The 16,430-nt window shown below is 60.2% G+C and carries 17 protein-coding genes and 1 tRNA gene; 13 read left to right on the forward strand and 5 right to left on the reverse strand.

Annotated features, from left to right (window positions below; all coding sequences use genetic code 11):
* Positions 1-264: 264 nt before the first annotated feature.
* The 6 genes from GSQ77_RS22955 to GSQ77_RS22980 all read left to right on the forward strand — a co-directional run bounded on the left by GSQ77_RS22955 (position 265) and on the right by GSQ77_RS22980 (position 6,153).
* Complete coding sequence (locus tag GSQ77_RS22955) at positions 265-1,794, forward strand: RNA polymerase factor sigma-54 (protein ID WP_158905139.1); 1,530 nt, start codon at positions 265-267, stop codon at positions 1,792-1,794.
* 191 nt (positions 1,795-1,985) lie between these two features.
* A complete protein-coding gene (gene raiA / locus GSQ77_RS22960) occupies positions 1,986-2,342 on the forward strand; it encodes a ribosome-associated translation inhibitor RaiA (RefSeq protein WP_158905140.1) in 357 nt (118 codons plus the stop codon).
* 416 nt (positions 2,343-2,758) lie between these two features.
* The gene (locus GSQ77_RS22965; RefSeq protein ID WP_158906499.1) at positions 2,759-3,214 is read left to right on the forward strand and encodes a PTS sugar transporter subunit IIA; all 456 of its coding nucleotides are present in this window, start codon (positions 2,759-2,761) and stop codon (positions 3,212-3,214) included.
* A gap of 163 nt (positions 3,215-3,377) precedes the next feature.
* A complete protein-coding gene (gene hprK / locus GSQ77_RS22970; protein ID WP_158905141.1) occupies positions 3,378-4,346 on the forward strand; it encodes an HPr(Ser) kinase/phosphatase in 969 nt (322 codons plus the stop codon).
* A gap of 175 nt (positions 4,347-4,521) precedes the next feature.
* Positions 4,522-5,478, forward strand: a complete 957-nt coding sequence (rapZ, locus tag GSQ77_RS22975; protein WP_158905142.1) for an RNase adapter RapZ — start codon at positions 4,522-4,524, stop codon at positions 5,476-5,478.
* Between the two features lie 48 nt (positions 5,479-5,526).
* Positions 5,527-6,153: an LON peptidase substrate-binding domain-containing protein gene (locus tag GSQ77_RS22980; protein WP_158905144.1), complete on the forward strand. Its 627-nt coding sequence runs from the start codon at positions 5,527-5,529 to the stop codon at positions 6,151-6,153.
* 11 nt (positions 6,154-6,164) lie between these two features.
* Here GSQ77_RS22980 and mutY read toward each other — a convergent pair whose 3' ends face one another.
* Together mutY and mutM are read right to left on the reverse strand one after the other, a co-directional pair.
* Positions 6,165-7,244: an A/G-specific adenine glycosylase gene (gene mutY / locus GSQ77_RS22985; protein ID WP_158905145.1), complete on the reverse strand. Its 1,080-nt coding sequence runs from the start codon at positions 7,242-7,244 to the stop codon at positions 6,165-6,167.
* Between the two features lie 12 nt (positions 7,245-7,256).
* On the reverse strand, positions 7,257-8,087 hold the full coding sequence (mutM, locus tag GSQ77_RS22990; RefSeq protein WP_158905147.1) for a bifunctional DNA-formamidopyrimidine glycosylase/DNA-(apurinic or apyrimidinic site) lyase: 831 nt from the start codon (positions 8,085-8,087) through the stop codon (positions 7,257-7,259).
* A gap of 109 nt (positions 8,088-8,196) precedes the next feature.
* On the opposite strand from mutM, the gene GSQ77_RS22995 reads away from it, so the two are divergent.
* The 7 genes from GSQ77_RS22995 to pth all read left to right on the forward strand — a co-directional run bounded on the left by GSQ77_RS22995 (position 8,197) and on the right by pth (position 14,335).
* Positions 8,197-10,044, forward strand: coding sequence for a tetratricopeptide repeat protein (locus GSQ77_RS22995; protein ID WP_158905149.1), 1,848 nt, complete (start codon positions 8,197-8,199; stop codon positions 10,042-10,044).
* Entirely contained in the window at positions 10,044-10,673 is a 630-nt protein-coding gene (gene lolB / locus GSQ77_RS23000; protein ID WP_158905151.1) for a lipoprotein insertase outer membrane protein LolB, read from the forward strand. The genes GSQ77_RS22995 and lolB overlap by 1 nt, the downstream gene beginning before the upstream one ends.
* A 34-nt stretch (positions 10,674-10,707) precedes the next feature.
* On the forward strand, positions 10,708-11,649 hold the full coding sequence (ispE, locus tag GSQ77_RS23005) for a 4-(cytidine 5'-diphospho)-2-C-methyl-D-erythritol kinase (RefSeq protein ID WP_158905153.1): 942 nt from the start codon (positions 10,708-10,710) through the stop codon (positions 11,647-11,649).
* A 54-nt stretch (positions 11,650-11,703) separates the two neighbouring features.
* Positions 11,704-11,780: transfer RNA gene (locus tag GSQ77_RS23010), tRNA-Gln, on the forward strand.
* 68 nt (positions 11,781-11,848) lie between these two features.
* Entirely contained in the window at positions 11,849-12,808 is a 960-nt protein-coding gene (locus GSQ77_RS23015; RefSeq protein ID WP_158905155.1) for a ribose-phosphate pyrophosphokinase, read from the forward strand.
* Between the two features lie 177 nt (positions 12,809-12,985).
* Positions 12,986-13,609, forward strand: a complete 624-nt coding sequence (locus tag GSQ77_RS23020) for a 50S ribosomal protein L25/general stress protein Ctc (RefSeq protein WP_158905157.1) — start codon at positions 12,986-12,988, stop codon at positions 13,607-13,609.
* A gap of 123 nt (positions 13,610-13,732) precedes the next feature.
* On the forward strand, positions 13,733-14,335 hold the full coding sequence (gene pth, locus GSQ77_RS23025) for an aminoacyl-tRNA hydrolase (protein WP_158905159.1): 603 nt from the start codon (positions 13,733-13,735) through the stop codon (positions 14,333-14,335).
* A 68-nt stretch (positions 14,336-14,403) separates the two neighbouring features.
* Here the strand turns inward: pth and GSQ77_RS23030 are convergent, their stop codons facing one another.
* The 3 genes from GSQ77_RS23030 to rsmD form a co-directional block, all read right to left on the reverse strand.
* Positions 14,404-14,658 (reverse strand): YfhL family 4Fe-4S dicluster ferredoxin, encoded by a 255-nt coding sequence (locus GSQ77_RS23030; protein WP_158905161.1) that lies wholly within the window; start codon positions 14,656-14,658, stop codon positions 14,404-14,406.
* An 84-nt stretch (positions 14,659-14,742) separates the two neighbouring features.
* Positions 14,743-15,237, reverse strand: coding sequence for a pantetheine-phosphate adenylyltransferase (gene coaD, locus GSQ77_RS23035; RefSeq protein WP_158905163.1), 495 nt, complete (start codon positions 15,235-15,237; stop codon positions 14,743-14,745).
* 194 nt (positions 15,238-15,431) lie between these two features.
* Complete coding sequence (gene rsmD / locus GSQ77_RS23040; RefSeq protein ID WP_254067827.1) at positions 15,432-16,085, reverse strand: 16S rRNA (guanine(966)-N(2))-methyltransferase RsmD; 654 nt, start codon at positions 16,083-16,085, stop codon at positions 15,432-15,434.
* Positions 16,086-16,430: the final 345 nt, after the last annotated feature.

Here is a 16,430-nt window from a genome sequence, read left to right on the forward strand (position 1 = left end):
TAGGCAACCGCGAATCACCCCATGATCGGCCCCTTTGATCGCAGGGGCGGCCAAGCTGCTTAAGCTACGTAAGCAGCCCATGCGCTTGGGGCTTAGGCCGCGCCCACGGATCGACAGCGGCGGTGGCCGAGAGCGATCGAGCGGCCGGTGTTGCCCGGCAAACAACGAAACGCGCACGCAACACGCGCATTCCGAGATAATCCATATGCCAACCTGCGACGCGTGCGTCGCCGGCCTTGTCTTCACGATGCGCAGCTCTTTGCTATGAAAGCCAGTCTTCAACTCCGTTTCTCGCAGCATCTTGCGCTCACTCCCCAGCTGCAGCAGTCGATTCGTCTGCTGCAACTGTCCACGCTCGAGCTTCAGCAAGAGGTGGCAACGGCGATCGCGCAAAATCCGCTGCTCGAGAACGAAGACGATTGGACTACCAGTGCATTAAGAGTCGCGCCCGACGGCTCGCTGATTTCGACCACGCCACAAACGAGTGCGCCCGACACGATGGAGCGCACGCGCACGTCCGACAGCTCAGAGCGCAACACCGACAGCGAGCCGAACGGCGCCGACGATTTCAGCGGCATGAACCATGGCAGCGACCAAAGCGATACTGGTGGCGAAGGCGACGACGCCTCCAGCTGGAACCTCGACGACTACGCCCGACCGGGCAGCAGCAACGAAGAGGACGACGCACCGGCCTTGCAGTTACACGGCTCGCAAACGAGTTTGCGCGACCATCTGCTTGCACAATTGCGCATGACCAAGGCAAGCCTGCGCGATCGCGCGCTCGTGACCTTCCTGATCGAATCGCTGGACGACGATGGCTACCTTGCCAGCCCGCTCGAAGAGGTGATGGCCGATCTGCCGGCAGAGCTCGATATCGATCTCGACGAGATCAACGCCGCGTTGGCCCTCCTCCACAGCTTCGATCCGCCCGGCGTGGGCGCACGCTCGGCCGCCGAATGCCTGAAGTTGCAATTGTTGCGGCTGCCGGCGTCGCCGGTGCGCAAGTTGGCGCTGGAGATCGTCACGCATCATCTGGAGCTGCTGGCCGCGCGCGATTTTACGCGTTTGCGCAAACAGTTAAAGACCGATGACGACGCGTTGCGCGATGCTCACGCACTGATCCGCTCACTGGAGCCGTTTCCCGGCGCCGCGTTCGGACAGTCCGAGGCCGACTACGTGGTACCGGACGTGCTGGTGCGCAAAACCGCCACCGGCTGGCGCGCCGAACTCAACCCCGAGGTCGTGCCGCGCTTGCGCATCAACAGCCTGTACGCAAATATTCTGCGCAACAACCGCTCCGATCCCAACTGCGGATCGCTGCGGCAACAATTGCAGGAAGCGCGCTGGCTGATCAAAAATATCCAGCAACGCTTCGAGACCATCCTGCGGGTGGCGCAAGCGATCGTCGAGCGTCAGAAGCAATTTTTTGCCCATGGCGAAATCGCTATGCGTCCCTTGGTTTTACGGGAAATTGCTGATACGCTAGGTTTGCACGAGTCGACCGTATCGCGAGTCACGACAGGTAAGTACTTGCTTACACCTTTCGGCACGCTTGAATTTAAATACTTCTTCGGCTCGCACGTTTCAACCGACACCGGTGGCGCCGCATCTTCAACCGCAATTCGCGCGTTGATCCGGCAACTGATAGGAGCCGAAGAGCCCAAAACTCCTCTTTCCGATAGCCGCATTGCAGAACTTCTGGCTGAGCAGGGTTTTGTCGTAGCGCGCCGCACGGTCGCCAAATACCGCGAAGCGCTCCGGATCCCCGCAGTCAACTTGCGCAAGTCCTTGTAGCCCGTTGCATCTCGCGGCGGGCGATAACCGGCCGCGACGTGTTTCACGTGTCATGAGCTGGCCGAACGGGATGCAAGGTTCGAGTACCGCCCACGCATGTCACGCGCAGCGCTATGCTCGATTCCTTGTCCGCCTCGACCGATACCGCCCATGCGCGTCGTGCACCACGGCCCTGAGTACGGAGAGCAGCTATGAATCTGAAAATCAGTGGACATCATCTCGAAGTAACGCCTGCGTTGCGTGAGTATGTGATCACCAAGCTAGAACGGGTGATACGCCATTTCGACCAGGTCATTGATGGCACTGTGCTTCTGGCAGTCGACAACCAAAAGGAAAAGGAAAAGCGCCAGAAGGCTGAAATTACGTTGCACGTGAAAGGAAAGGAGATTTTTGTGGAAAGCGCCGATACCGATCTCTATGCGGCCATCGATCTGCTGATCGACAAGCTGGATCGCCAGGTAATCCGGCACAAGGATCGTCTGCAAGGACATCAGCATGAAGCGATCAAGTATCAGCCCGAGCCCATCATCGGCGAAGCCCTGCCTTGATTGACTGCAAGGCCGCACCGAACCGCGGCCATCTGCCCAAACCAAAGCCGCCCGCATCCCGGGCGGTTTATTTTGAGCAGATTCTTAGACCGTGCTGCCGGTGACCCCATCAGCTGATCGGCTGATCTATAATAAAGCCGAAACTTCCTGTTTATAAACCGGAACTTCCCGTCCATAAGCGGGGACTTTCCCTTCATAAGCTGGGACTTCTCGTTCATAAAGCGGGAGCTTCCCGTTTCCGGGGCGCAGGCTGGCTCGCGGAACATCGGAATCAGAGCATTCGGGGCTGAAGCAAGCTAGGGCAGCGAACATTGTCGGCAACAAGCACATAAACACCGATAAGTCCGCCGGAGCGCTTCGGATAATTCTTGCAAGGTGTTTTTAAAACCGGGACTCACACGCTTTTGCGTGTCAACATGAATCGTTTAGCAAAACTTCTTCCTCTCGATAAAGTTGTACTCGGGCTATCGGTCACCAGCAAAAAACGTGTGTTTGAGCAAGCCGGCCTCATTTTTGAGAACAATAATGGGATCGCTCGCAGCGTCGTCACGGATAATCTGTTCGCCCGCGAGCGCCTGGGCTCGACCGGTTTGGGTGAGGGAGTTGCTATTCCGCATGGTCGGATCAAAGGACTCAAACAGCCGCTCGCCGCGTTCGTGCGATTGGCCGAGCCGATTCCTTTCGAGTCGCCCGATGGGCAACCGGTCGGGTTGCTGATTTTTCTTCTCGTCCCCGAACAAGCGACCCAGCAGCATCTGGAGATACTCTCCGAGATCGCGCAACTGCTCTCAGACCGTGACGCGCGCGACCATCTCAACACCGAGCCCGACGCGCTTTCGATCCACTCGTTCCTGACGCAGTGGGAGCCCTGACCGCAGTGGGAATCCTGATCGGTGCGGGAACCCTGATTCGATTCCCGCAGCGCGGTATTCTCGCTTCTGAGGCTCTTTTTCAGCCCGTTTTTTAGTTCGTTTTTTGGCCCGCTTTTAGCCCTTTTCTCGGCCCCTTTCAGCGTAGTTCAGGAGTGACCCCTCGATGGATACCTCGAGCATTAACGCGCAAAGCATTTTCGACGACAATGCCTCGTCGTTGAAGCTTTCCTGGCTGACCGGCCACGAAGGCTGGGAACGTGGATTTTCGGCGGAAACCGTCGCCAATGCGACGTCGTCGGCCGATCTGGTCGGTCACTTGAACCTGATACACCCGAACCGGATACAGGTGCTGGGGGACGCCGAGCTCGACTACTATCTGCGCCAGTCCGACGACGACCGCAAGCGCAACATGGCTGAACTGATGGCCTTGGAGCCGCCGTTCCTGGTGGTCGCCGGTGGCGTCGAAACCCCGGCCGATCTCGTGCTGCGCTGTACTCGTTCATCGACACCCTTGTTCACGACGCCGATGTCGGCTGCCGCCGTGATCGATAGCTTGCGCCTTTACATGTCGCGCATACTCGCGCCTCGCTCGACCATGCACGGGGTGTTTCTGGATATTCTGGGCATGGGCGTGCTGCTCACCGGCGACTCGGGGCTGGGCAAGAGCGAACTCGGCTTGGAGCTGATCAGCCGTGGACACGGTCTGGTCGCCGACGATGCCGTCGATATCGTGCGGCTTGGGCCCGATTTCATCGAAGGGCGCTGCCCGCCTTTGCTGCAGAATTTGCTCGAGGTGCGCGGCCTGGGACTGCTCGATATCAAGACCATTTTCGGCGAAACTGCGGTACGCCGTAAGATGAAGCTCAAACTGATCGTGCAATTGGTCAAGCGTCCCGATGGCGAATTTCAGCGCCTGCCGCTCGAATCGCAGACGGTCGACGTGCTCGGCCTGCCGATCAGCAAGGTCACGCTGCAAGTGGCGGCCGGACGAAATCTCGCGGTGCTCGTCGAGGCGGCCGTACGCAATACCATTTTGCAGTTACGCGGCATCGATACCCTACGCGACTTCATGGACCGGCAACGGCTCGCGATGCAAGATCCGGAAGGCCAGTTTCCCGGCAAGATGATCTGAGCTCGCTTGGGCTTGCCTGCGTCCGGCTTGAGTGCGGCTTGAGCCCGCTTTTAAGCCCACTCTAGCGCGCAATCGACATAAATCTGACCGCGTGTGGCGCTACAATGGCTGTTCGGCATCGACTGACGCATAGGCAGATCGATAACACCTCCCAACAGCAACGGGTCGCTTTTTTATGCGCATCATTCTGATTACCGGCATTTCCGGCTCGGGCAAATCGGTGGCACTCAATGCGCTGGAAGACGCCGGCTACTACTGCGTCGACAACCTTCCTCCGCGCTTCTTGCCCGATCTTGCCGACTTCCTTGCCAGCGACGGCCATGACCGGCTTGCCGTCGCAATCGACGCGCGCTCCGGCAGTTCGCTGCCCGATCTACCGTTCGTCATCGCCGGGCTCAAAGCCAAGCATTCGGTACACCTGCTGTTCCTGACCTCCAGCACGCAGGCGCTGATCCAGCGGTTTTCAGAAACGCGCCGCCGCCACCCGCTGTCGGGGCGACGCCGTGGTCAACACAGCGTCGATGGTCTAGACTCGGAACCCGATACCTCGCAAGCGTCGCTGGCCGATGCGATCGAACACGAACGCGAGTTGGTGTCCGGGCTGGCCGAGTTCGGTCACCAGATCGATACCAGCAACCTGCGCGCCAACACGCTGCGCGCCTGGATCAAGAAATTCGTGGAGCATGAACATGGCGGCCTGACGCTGATGTTCGAATCCTTTGGCTTCAAACGTGGCTTGCCGCTGGACGCCGACTTGGTGTTCGATGTGCGCACGCTGCCCAACCCCTATTACGACCATGCGCTACGTCCGTTGACAGGACTGGACCAGCCTGTCATCGATTTCCTGGTCGAACAGCCCGATGTCCGCGAGATGGTCGAAGATCTATCGGCTTACATCCACAAGTGGCTGCCGCGCTTTCGCGACGATAACCGCAGCTACCTGACGGTCGCGATCGGCTGCACCGGCGGTCAGCATCGCTCGGTCTATATTGCCGAAACATTGGGCGCGCGCTTTGCCAAGGAAGCCAATGTACTGGTCCGGCATCGCGAGATTGCCCCGCCAGAGGCGCCCGCCGCGACGGGCAGGCTTACTCAAGCGACGCCGGCCGCTGCTCACCTTCATTCCGATTGACTGCAGGACCGCGCCCCTGGCAGGCGCTCTCCACCGAGGGACAACACCATGTCCGACCTCCTCGCCGACTTGCCGCTCTTCCCGCTTAATACCGTACTGTTCCCCGGCGGCCTGCTGCCGCTCAAGGTGTTCGAAGCACGGTATATCGACATGGTACGAACCTGTCTGCGCGACGAGTCGCCGTTCGGTGTCTGCCTGCTGCATAGCGGCGCGGAGGTTGCCCAGCCCGGCATGCCGAGCACGCCCGAAACCATCGGCTGCCTGGCAGAGATTATCGAGATATCCATCGAACAGTTCGGCTTGATGTCGTTGCGCACGCGTGGCACGAACCGCTTCAGGCTGCTTGAGTGGCACGCCGAAAGCGATGGCCTGTTGCGTGGCAATGGGAGCTTGATCGCAGCAGATCCGCCGGTGCATGGCGACGCGCATCTCGACCGCCTGGGTATATGCGCCGAAGTGTTGGAGCGCATCATCACCACGTTCGGCGAGCGCGACCCCGATAGCCTATCGTTTCTGGAGCCCTTCGAGTTGAGCGATCCGGCATGGGTCAGCAATCGAATCGGCGAAATTCTGCCGATTTCACTGCGTGCCCGCCAGAAGTTGATGGAATTGGAAGACGCCGCGGCAAGACTCGAAGTGGTGCATCACTACATGCTGCAGCATGGCATGCTTTGACGCCTGAGGCGCTACAGCAAGGTGCCGTTCAGTCCATCGAGCAAGCGTCGCACCGGCGCCGGAAGCCCATAGTTGTCGATCTCGTGTAGCGCCACCCATGCATGGCTAGCATCGTCCTCGGCGCGCACGTTCGGGTGCTCAAGCTGGGCAAGACGCGGCTCGATTTCGAGCTTGAAGTGGGTGAACACGTGCGTAAGCGGTGTCAGCTTCGACCAAGGGCCTTGGCGCCCGAAGCGTTGCGCATAGATCGCGAGCGAGGCTTCGTCGGCCGCTTGCGGCAAACTCCACAAGCCGCCCCAGATGCCCGTGGGCGGCCTTTTTTCGAGCAGGACGGTATCGGCGTGGCGCAAGATCAGCATAAGCGTCTGTCGCACCGGCACGAGTTTTTTCGGACGCGGCTGTGGCAACACGCGCTGCCGATTGCTCAGGCGCGCCTCGCAATCCGCCTCGAAAGGACAACGTCCGCAGGCCGGCTGACCTCGTGTGCATAGCGTCGCGCCTAAATCCATCAAACCCTGGGTATAAGCGCTCATGTCGGCCTCACACTGGGCTAGCGTCGCGGCCGGCGCGGGCAATAGGTTTTCGGCCAACGCCCACAGCGTGTTCTCAACCTTTTTCTCGCCGGGGAAGCCTTCGATGCCGTAGGCTCGCGTGAGTACGCGTTTCACGTTGCCATCAAGAATCGCGGTACGCGCGCCGAACGCGAACGACGCGATGGCGGCCGCCGTCGAGCGGCCGATGCCGGGCAATTCAGCCAAGGCTTGCGCCGATGGCGGGAACGCGCCGCCATGCGCGGACATCACCTGCTGCGCGCAACTGTGCAGATTGCGCGCGCGCGAGTAATAGCCCAGGCCGCTCCACAGCGCCATCACGTCGTCCAGCGGCGCGCGGGCCAGCGTTGCGACGTCGGGAAACCTGCCAAGGAAACGTTGGTAATACGGAATCACGCTGGCGACCTGGGTCTGCTGCAACATGATTTCGGAGAGCCAGACGCGATACGGATCGCGGGTGCCTTGCCAGGGAAGGTCATGCCGGCCGTGTTCGCGCTGCCAGGCGATCAGGCGATGGGCAAATTCAGCAACAGGAATCATTTGAATCCAAAATCAACGTTGGCAACTGGGGCAAAAATAGGTCGACCGCTGACCTTGCACGATTTGTTTGATCGGAGTGCCACACACTCGACACGGTAGACCGGCGCGATTGTAGGCGAAATATTCGAGTTGGAAATAGCCGCTTTCGCCGTCACCGCCGACGAAATCGCGCAAGGTGCTCCCACCCTTCTCGATGGCCGCGGCCAGCGTCGCACGAATTTCTTGGGCGAGCAGCTCGTAGCGGGCCAGCGAGACGCGTCCCGCCGCGGTGGTCGGCCGGATACCGGCGCGGAACAAGGTTTCCGAGGCGTAGATATTCCCCACGCCCACCACGATATCGCCCGCCAGCAGCGCTTGTTTGACCGATATACTGCGCCCACGGGTACGTTCGTACAGCAAAACGCCGTCGAATTCGGGAGAAAACGGTTCGACACCGAGCCCGGCGAGCAGCACATGTTGGAGCACGTCGCCTTCGCTGCGCGGATGCCAAAGGACGGCGCCAAAGCGTCGCGGGTCACGTAGGCGCAATACGTTATCCTCGAAAACCCAGTCGACATGATCGTGTTTGCCCGGCACGTGGGGCGCCGTGGCCGCCGGCATGATCCGCAGTGTGCCGCTCATGCCGAGGTGAACGATCACCCAGCCTGTATCACATTCGAGTAGTAAATATTTGCCGCGTCGCCCGACGCGTTCGATCACGCGCTGTCCGAGCAACGCCGGTAGGCCCGGCGGTAACGGCCAGCGCAACTTGGGAGTGCGGACTTCGACGCGTTCTACGCGTCTACCTGCGATGTGCGGCTCAATGCCGCGTCGAATAACTTCAACTTCTGGCAACTCTGGCATGTCTGGTCTGTCTAGTATTTCTATCGTTGAGTGGGTTCGGATCGGCCAGGGTGCGCGCCCGTAATTCCGGCCGTCGCGTTACAATCATTTAAACCTAACCCGGACATCCATGAATTTCCCCTCCGTGAAGCTCTTTTCGTCGTCGTCGACTGCCCTCGTATTGCGGGCAATTCCTTTCGCAGCGTGCTTGTTGTGGGCCGTGGCCAGTCACCAGGCCAACGCCCAGCCAACGACGCCGGCCGCGCCGTCAGCCACGCCCGAAGTGATTGCACCGGCACCCCAAGCTGCATCATCGCCCGCTGTGGACGATGAGACGAAGGATCTGCCCAAGCGAGCACTGGACAGCCAGATCATGTTCCAGGTGCTGGCGGCCGAAATGGCGTTGCAGCGCGGCCAGCCTGCGCCCGCTTACCAAACGTATCTAGCGCTCACGCGCGATACGCATGATCCTCGCATGGCCGAGCGCGCCGCCGAAATCGCGTTGCGGGCGCAGAGCCCGGCCGATGCATTGGTTGCAGCGCGACTGTGGCATCAGTATGCGCCGAATTCCCAACGCGCCGATCAGCTCGACGCGTCGCTGCTCGTGCTCACCGGCAGTCTCGATGAAGCCCAGCCGCTACTGGCGGCTCAGCTCGCCGCCACGCCCGCCACCGGCGACGGCACCGCGCGCGACGAAGCCATTGTGTCATTGCAGACCCTGATCGGACAATCCCCGAACCGCGCGGGTGGCCTGCAATTGCTGCAAACGCTGCTCAAGGATGACATGCAGCGCCCCGCCGCGCTGCTCGCCATCGCCCGCCAGCAGCTGCTCACAGGCGACGAGCACGCGGCGAGCCTATCGTTGCAGGCGGCCTTGCAAATCAAACCCGACTTCGAACCCGCGGCGCTGATGCTGGCGCAACTCGGACCGTCGGAGCGTACCGAATCGATCGCGGTGCTCAATACCTACGTCGCGAAAAATCCGAATTCACGCAACGGGCACATCGCGCTCGCGCAACTATACGTGAATGCAGGGCTGTTCGCGGACGCGCAGAAACAGTTCGAAGCGATTCGCAAAAACACTCCGGACGATCCCGCACCGCTGTTGGCCTTGGCCATGCTGCAAGTCCAGCAATCCCATTTCGACGAAGCCAAACGGGATCTCGAAAAATACTCTGAATTGGCGGAAAAGCAGCACGGCAATGCCGACCCATCGCTCGGCTACCTGTATCTGGCACAAATTTCCGTCGACCAGAAAGAGATTCCCGCGGCGCTCAAATGGCTGAACAAGATTGATCCGGCAAGCCCGCAGTATCTGCAGGCACAGGTCACGCGCGCTCAACTGCTGGCCAAAGAGGACAAGCTCGATGACGCCCGCAAGTTGCTGGCATCGCTCTCGCCGATCGACCCGCGGGATCAACTGCTGGTGATCCGCACAGACGCCGCGCTGCTCGAGGAGGCCAAGCAGTACCCGCAAGCACAAGCTCGTTACGCTGACGCCGACCGGCAATTTCCGCTGGTCCCGGGCTTGATGTACGACTACGCGATGGCTTGCGAAAAAAACCAGCAATATCAGCAAATGGAAACGGTGCTGCGTCAGTTGATCAAGATCGATCCGAATAATCCGAATGCCTATAACGCACTCGGGTACTCGCTCGCCGATCGCAGCGAAAACCTGGATGAAGCCAGCAAGTTGCTGCAGAAGGCTGCCGATCTGTCGCCTAACGACGCATTTATCCAGGACAGTCTGGGCTGGGTGAAGTATCGCACCGGCGACAAGCAAGACGCGGCGACCATCTTGCGCCACGCATTCGAAATGCAGCCCAATGCCGAAATCGGCGCCCATCTTGGCGAGGTATTGTGGTCGCTGGGCCAGCAAGATGACGCGCGAGTGGCTTGGCGTGCGGCGCTCAAGGTCGACCCCACCAACACGACGCTGATAGCCACGCTCAAGCGCTTTCAGGTCGAGCATCCTTAATGACTGAACGTTTCGAGGCCACGCGCCGGATCTTGCGTCGCGTGGCGGCAGGCGCTCTACTGGCAGCGCTCGCTGCCTGCGCGGGGCTGAAGCCGGCGCCGAACGCGCCCGCGGCAAACTCTGCAGGGATGCAAACGAATGCGCTCCAAACGAACGCCAGCTACCACGGCCGATTCGCGGTGCGCTACACCGACAGCAACGGCGTGCAGCGCAACGCCTACGGCAACTTCGACCTGCAACAGCAAGGCGAAAACGCCACCTTGCAACTGCTCAACCCGCTAGGCCAGACGATGGCACGCGTAGTGGCATCGCCTTCCGGCGCGACGCTGGAACTGCCGGATCGTCCGACGCAAACGGCACCGGACGTCCAGGGCCTGATGCAGCGCGCGCTCGGTTTCCCTCTGCCGATAGACGGCTTGCGATACTGGCTCAAACCGGCGATCTCCCCGGATAGCCCCGCGCGCACGCAAACCGATCCCGCCACGGGCCGCATGAGACAGATCGAGCAAGACGGATGGACCATCGATTACGTGGCGTACGCCGACGATGCGCAGACCGCGCTGATCAAACGCGTCAATTTGAGTCGCGCCGACCCGGCACTCGACGTCAAGCTGGTGCTCGACCGATAATCACTCTTTTGCGCACCTTTTCGATCGCCCCTGCATGACTGCCTCTCCCACGACTGCCGCACCCAATGCGCTGCGCGACTGCCTCGCGCCCGCCAAGTTGAACCTGTTCTTGCATATCACCGGTCGACGCGCCGACGGCTATCACGCGCTGCAAACCGTGTTCCAGTTACTCGATTGGGGCGATACGCTGCACTTCACGCGTCGCGATGACGGACAGGTTACGCGGGTCAACGCCGTCGCAGGCGTGCCGGCCGAACAGGATCTGACCGTGCGCGCCGCGCGCTTGCTGCAAACCCACACGGGCTGCCGGCTCGGCGTCGAGATCGAAATCGACAAGCGCATCCCGATGGGGGGTGGCCTGGGCGGCGGCAGCTCCGACGCGGCCACCACGTTGCTGGCGCTGAACCGGCTTTGGCAACTCGACATACCGCGTGCGCAATTGCAAACACTGGCCCTGCAACTGGGCGCCGACGTGCCCGTGTTCATATTCGGGCAGAACGCATTTGCCGAGGGCGTGGGCGAAGCACTGCAGGCGGTCGAGCTGCCTGAGCGGCATTTCCTGATCGTGACGCCCGCGTGTCATGTGCCGACCGCCGAAATATTTAGCGCTCAGGAATTGACAAGGGACTCGGAAGTGGTCAGAATTATGGACTTTCTTGGACAGCAAAACGCAGACAGCGTGTGGCCTCTGAAGTTCGGTCGCAACGATATGCAGGCTGTGGTCGTGAAGAAATATCAGGAAGTCGCACAGGTGCTCGACTGGTTTGAAAAAGTCGATAAAATGGCACCGGCGCGCATGACCGGATCGGGAGCGAGTGTTTTTGCCGCTTTTGAAAGTCGTGCCGCAGCGATCTCGGCGCAAGCCAGATTGCAGTCCGATGGATTGTTGGCAGGTCCCAGCGATTCGCTGAACAAGTGGAAAAGCGTCGTGGCAAGTGGTATTCTCCGCCACCCCCTTTTCGCTTTTGTAGCATAAGTTTTTTTTATTTGTCGGGTAGTACTGCAAACCCGGCAAATTCTCGGTCAGTGTAGGGGAGTCGCCAAGTTGGTCAAGGCACCGGATTTTGATTCCGGCATGCGAGGGTTCGAGTCCTTCCTCCCCTGCCAAATTTCTCGCTCTATCTCAGGCCCCACGTCCGGTGAGGGTCACCGCAGAGTCCAGACACAGGTGCAAGATGAGCAGCAATGACGGCCTAATGGTGTTTACCGGCAACGCGAATCCCGCGCTTGCCCAGGAAGTCGTCAAGGCGCTCGGAATTGCGCTGGGCAAGGCGATGGTCAGCCGGTTCTCGGACGGCGAAATCCAGGTTGAAATCCAGGAGAACGTGCGCGGCAAAGACGTGTTCGTGCTGCAATCGACCTGCGCGCCGACCAACGACAACCTGATGGAACTGATGATCATGGTCGATGCGCTCAAGCGCGCATCGGCAGGTCGCATCACCGCAGCGATACCGTATTTCGGTTACGCGCGCCAGGATCGCCGCCCACGCTCTGCACGGGTCGCCATCTCCGCCAAAGTCGTCGCAAACATGCTGCAGATCGCGGGCGTAGACCGCATCATCACGATGGACCTGCACGCCGACCAGATTCAAGGCTTCTTCGATATTCCGGTCGACAATATTTACGCCACGCCGATTCTGCTGGGTGACCTGCGCAAGCAGAATTACGAGAACCTGCTGATCGTGTCGCCGGACGTTGGTGGCGTGGTGCGGGCCCGCGCGCTGGCCAAGCAAATGAATACCGATCTGGCGATCATCGACAAGCGCCGGCCCAAAGCGAACGTCGCCGAAGTGATGAATATCATCGGTGAAGTGGAAGGCCGGACCTGCGTCATCATGGATGACATGGTCGATACCGCCGGCACGTTGTGCAAGGCGGCGCAGGTCCTGAAGGAGCGCGGTGCGCGGCAGGTGTTTGCCTACACGACGCACCCGGTACTGTCGGGCGGTGCTGGCGCCCGCATCGCTGCGTCCGAGCTCGATGAACTGGTGGTCACCGATACGATTCCGCTGGGCGACGAAGCCCGCGCGTGCGCGAAGATTCGTCAGTTGTCGAGCGCCAGCCTGCTGGCCGAGACATTCTCGCGGATCCGCCGTGGCGACTCCGTGATCTCGCTGTTCGCCGAAGAAAACTGATTTCCGATTCACGGCTTGCCGCTCAAGGGCGGCGAGCCGGAAAAACGATGCAGCAAGACGAATTCTGCATCGCTGCAGTCAGCAGCAAACCAGGCCAGATTGTGGCGCCGACATTGCTCGGTGCCGCGACATGGCCTTTTTAACTACCTGGTCGCGGGTAGTCATAGGGAGAAGAAAATGAAAGTTATCGCTTTCGAGCGTAGTCTGCAGGGAACGGGTGCGAGCCGCCGTCTGCGCAATGCCGGGAAAACCCCGGCTATCGTGTATGGCGCTGGCAGTGAACCCCAATCGATTGAAATCGATCACAACGCGCTCTATCACGCGTTGAAGAAAGAAGCATTTCACGCATCGATTCTGGATCTGGAAATTGCCGGCAAGACAGAACAAGTTTTGTTGCGCGATGTGCAATATCACCCGTTCAAGCAACTGGTGCTGCACGTCGACTTCCAGCGTGTCGATGCCAAGCAGAAGCTGCACATCAAGGTGCCGCTGCACTTCTTGAACCCGGAATTGTCGCCGGCTGTGAAGCTGTCGGCTGGTATCGTCAGCCACGTGATCACCGAACTCGAAATCGTTTGTCTGCCGGCCGATCTGCCGGAATTCATCGAAATCGACCTTTCGAAACTGGAAGTCGGCCATTCGATCCACGCCAAAGACATCACCTTGCCCAAGGGTGTCGAATTGGTCCAGCATCTCGACTTGGAAAACCCGGTCGTGGTGTCGGCTTCGATCCCGGCTGGCAAAGCCTCTGACGAAGAAGCGCCTGCTGCTGAGGCACCGAAAGACGCACCGGCTGCCTGATACCGCTGCGGATCCGAGCGCGGTGTGCCTAGGCATGACGCGCGACAGGTCGAAAAACCCGCCGCGGCTCGCCCGGCGGGTTTTTTTATGCGGCATCTAACCCATTAGAGAGATCGGACTGCGATGATCAAACTGATTGTCGGCCTCGGCAACCCTGGCGCGGAGTATGCGGCCACTCGCCATAATGCGGGATTTTGGTTAGTCGATGCGCTGGCGCGCGATGCCGGCGCCACGCTGCGCCACGAAAGCCGCTTCAATGGCGTGCTCGCGCGCGCACGTCTATATGGCGAAGAGGTATGGCTGTTGCAGCCGCAGACCTTCATGAATCGATCGGGACTGTCCGTCGTGGCGCTGGCGCATTTCTACAAGATCTTGCCGGACCAGATTCTCGTGGCGCATGACGAGCTCGATTTACCGCCCGGCGCCGTGAAGCTCAAACTCGGCGGCGGCAGCGGCGGCCATAACGGCCTCAAGGACATCAGCGCGCATCTGACGACGCAACAGTACTGGCGCCTGCGCATAGGCATAGGCCATCCGCGCGATCTGCTGCCGGAAAGCGCGAAAGCGGGCGCACGCCCCGATGTGGCGAACTTCGTACTGAAACCGCCGCGCAGGGAAGAACAGGAAATCATCGACGCGTCGCTGGAACGCGCGACTACCGTGATGCCACACGTGGTCAAAGGGGAGTTGGAACGGGCGATGATGTTGCTGCACCGGCCGGCTTAGTTGCAGCGCTGGCAGTGGCCTTCCGTCCGCCAGCTTAATCGGCGATGTAAACCACCGATGAGTCGCTGTTAGCCCTTATTGGCAGTCAAATGCTGATATTTGATGAGCAGCTCGCTCTGACTTTCGACGTGCTCGGGATTCAGCGGTATGCATTCCACCGGGCAGACCTGACGGCACTGCGGTTCGTCAAAATGTCCCACGCACTCTGTGCATTTGCTCGGCTCGATCACGTAGATCTCGGTGCCCATTGAAATAGCATCGTTCGGGCATTCCGGCTCGCATACGTCGCAATTAATGCATTCATCGGTAATCATCAGGGCCATGCTTTACTCTCTACTACTGAATGTGCCGCAGTGCTGTGACCGCAGGCACGTCGCTAGTCGGCTGTGCAGCGACGATACAAGCGGCTAAGGAAGCGGCTGGGGTTGCGCGACCTTGTCGTTAAGCCATTTCTCGACCGACGGAAACACGAACTTACTGACATCTCCGCCCAATTGGGCGATTTCGCGCACGATCGTACCCGAAATGAACTGATACTGATCCGATGGCGTCATGAACATCGTTTCTACGTCGGGTAGCAGGTAGCGGTTCATGCCAGCCATCTGAAACTCATACTCGAAATCCGATACCGCGCGCAAACCGCGCACGATCACGCGCGCATTGTTATTGCGCACAAAATCCTTTAACAGCCCGGTAAAACTCTCTACTTGCACGTTGGGGTAATGCCCCAACACCTCACGGGCAATCGTCAGGCGCTCTTCGAGATCGAAAAACGGCTTCTTATTGCGGCTATCGGCCACGCCGACCACGAGTCGATCGAAAATACTCGATGCGCGCCGCACCAAATCCTCGTGTCCACGCGTCAATGGATCGAACGTGCCCGGATACACTGCGATAACCATGGACTTCTCCTCGCTCTCTAGTCGAGTCTGCTCAGTCTTAGCTCGATTCATTGGATCCACCTTGTCGACCAACTGCTTACGATGATGTGCACGCCAACGGCCGCGTCAGCTTGCGAGATATGCCCGTGCGGCCACCCATCTTACCGCGTCGGACGGCGACGCACGCAGCTATGCCCGCGTCGACGGAATGCGCATTATTCCTCATTTTTGCGGCGCAGCAAATGATAATGCACCGCGCCGGCGCGCCCCTCTCGGCTCACCTGCCAATCCGACAGTGGCGGAAACAAGGTGCCGCCACGCAGCGCAACGTCTTCGGGCTGGTTCTCGGCCAGTCGCGCGAGCGGCAATGAAGCCTCCACGTAGACAGCACCGCTAGCGTTGACCAGTGGCAAACAGAGCACCAACGCGCGCGCCAGCAAATCGCCTTCGAACGGGGGGTCGAGAAAAACCACATCGAACGTGCCGGGCCGCAGCCCAGCCGCCAGCCTCAGCGCATCAGCCTGCGCCACCTCAACCGCGCGAGCCGCCAGCTTGTCCTGCGTGGCGCGCAATTGCTGCGCAGCGTGGCCATCGCGCTCGACCATCACCACGCGCGCAGCGCCCCGCGAGGCGGCTTCGAAGCCGAGTGCGCCGCTTCCCGCAAACAGGTCGAGGCAGCTCTGGCCGGTCATATCCTGCCCCAGCCAATTGAATAGCGTCTCGCGCACACGGTCGGGCGTGGGCCGCAGGCCTTCGAGATCGACCACGGTCAGCGGCGTACGCTTCCACTCCCCACCGATAATTCGGATCTGGTGAGGCGCGTTGCGCGTTGCGCGCTTTTGCGCATCGCTAGGTGTGTGGCGAATAATAGGACGTGGCATGAAGCGATCGGTAGGAGTAAGCCGGCATTGAAGCCGACGGTGAAGTCAGGTGTGAGAAGCGCGGGCGCATCGATACCACCGGCGAACCGGCGCGGCACGTAAAACCGGAAACATACCATGCTAGTACCCGGTTGCGTGCATACAGCTTGCCCGACCCGCTCGCATGGCCCGTTCGCACGAGCCCTTACCGAGTTCCGCGGGGCAACGTAGGTTCCGTGGGCGGGCTGCATGTAGGTTCCGGCGGATCAGTGAGCAGGTTGGGCGCGGGATGCGCGAGGGGTCTGGTAAACTGGTGCCCGCCATGTCGGTTCCGATGCATAGATTTCGTTGGTG

Source organism: Burkholderia sp. L27(2015) (genome assembly GCF_009765705.1).
GTDB lineage: Bacteria > Pseudomonadota > Gammaproteobacteria > Burkholderiales > Burkholderiaceae > LMUX01.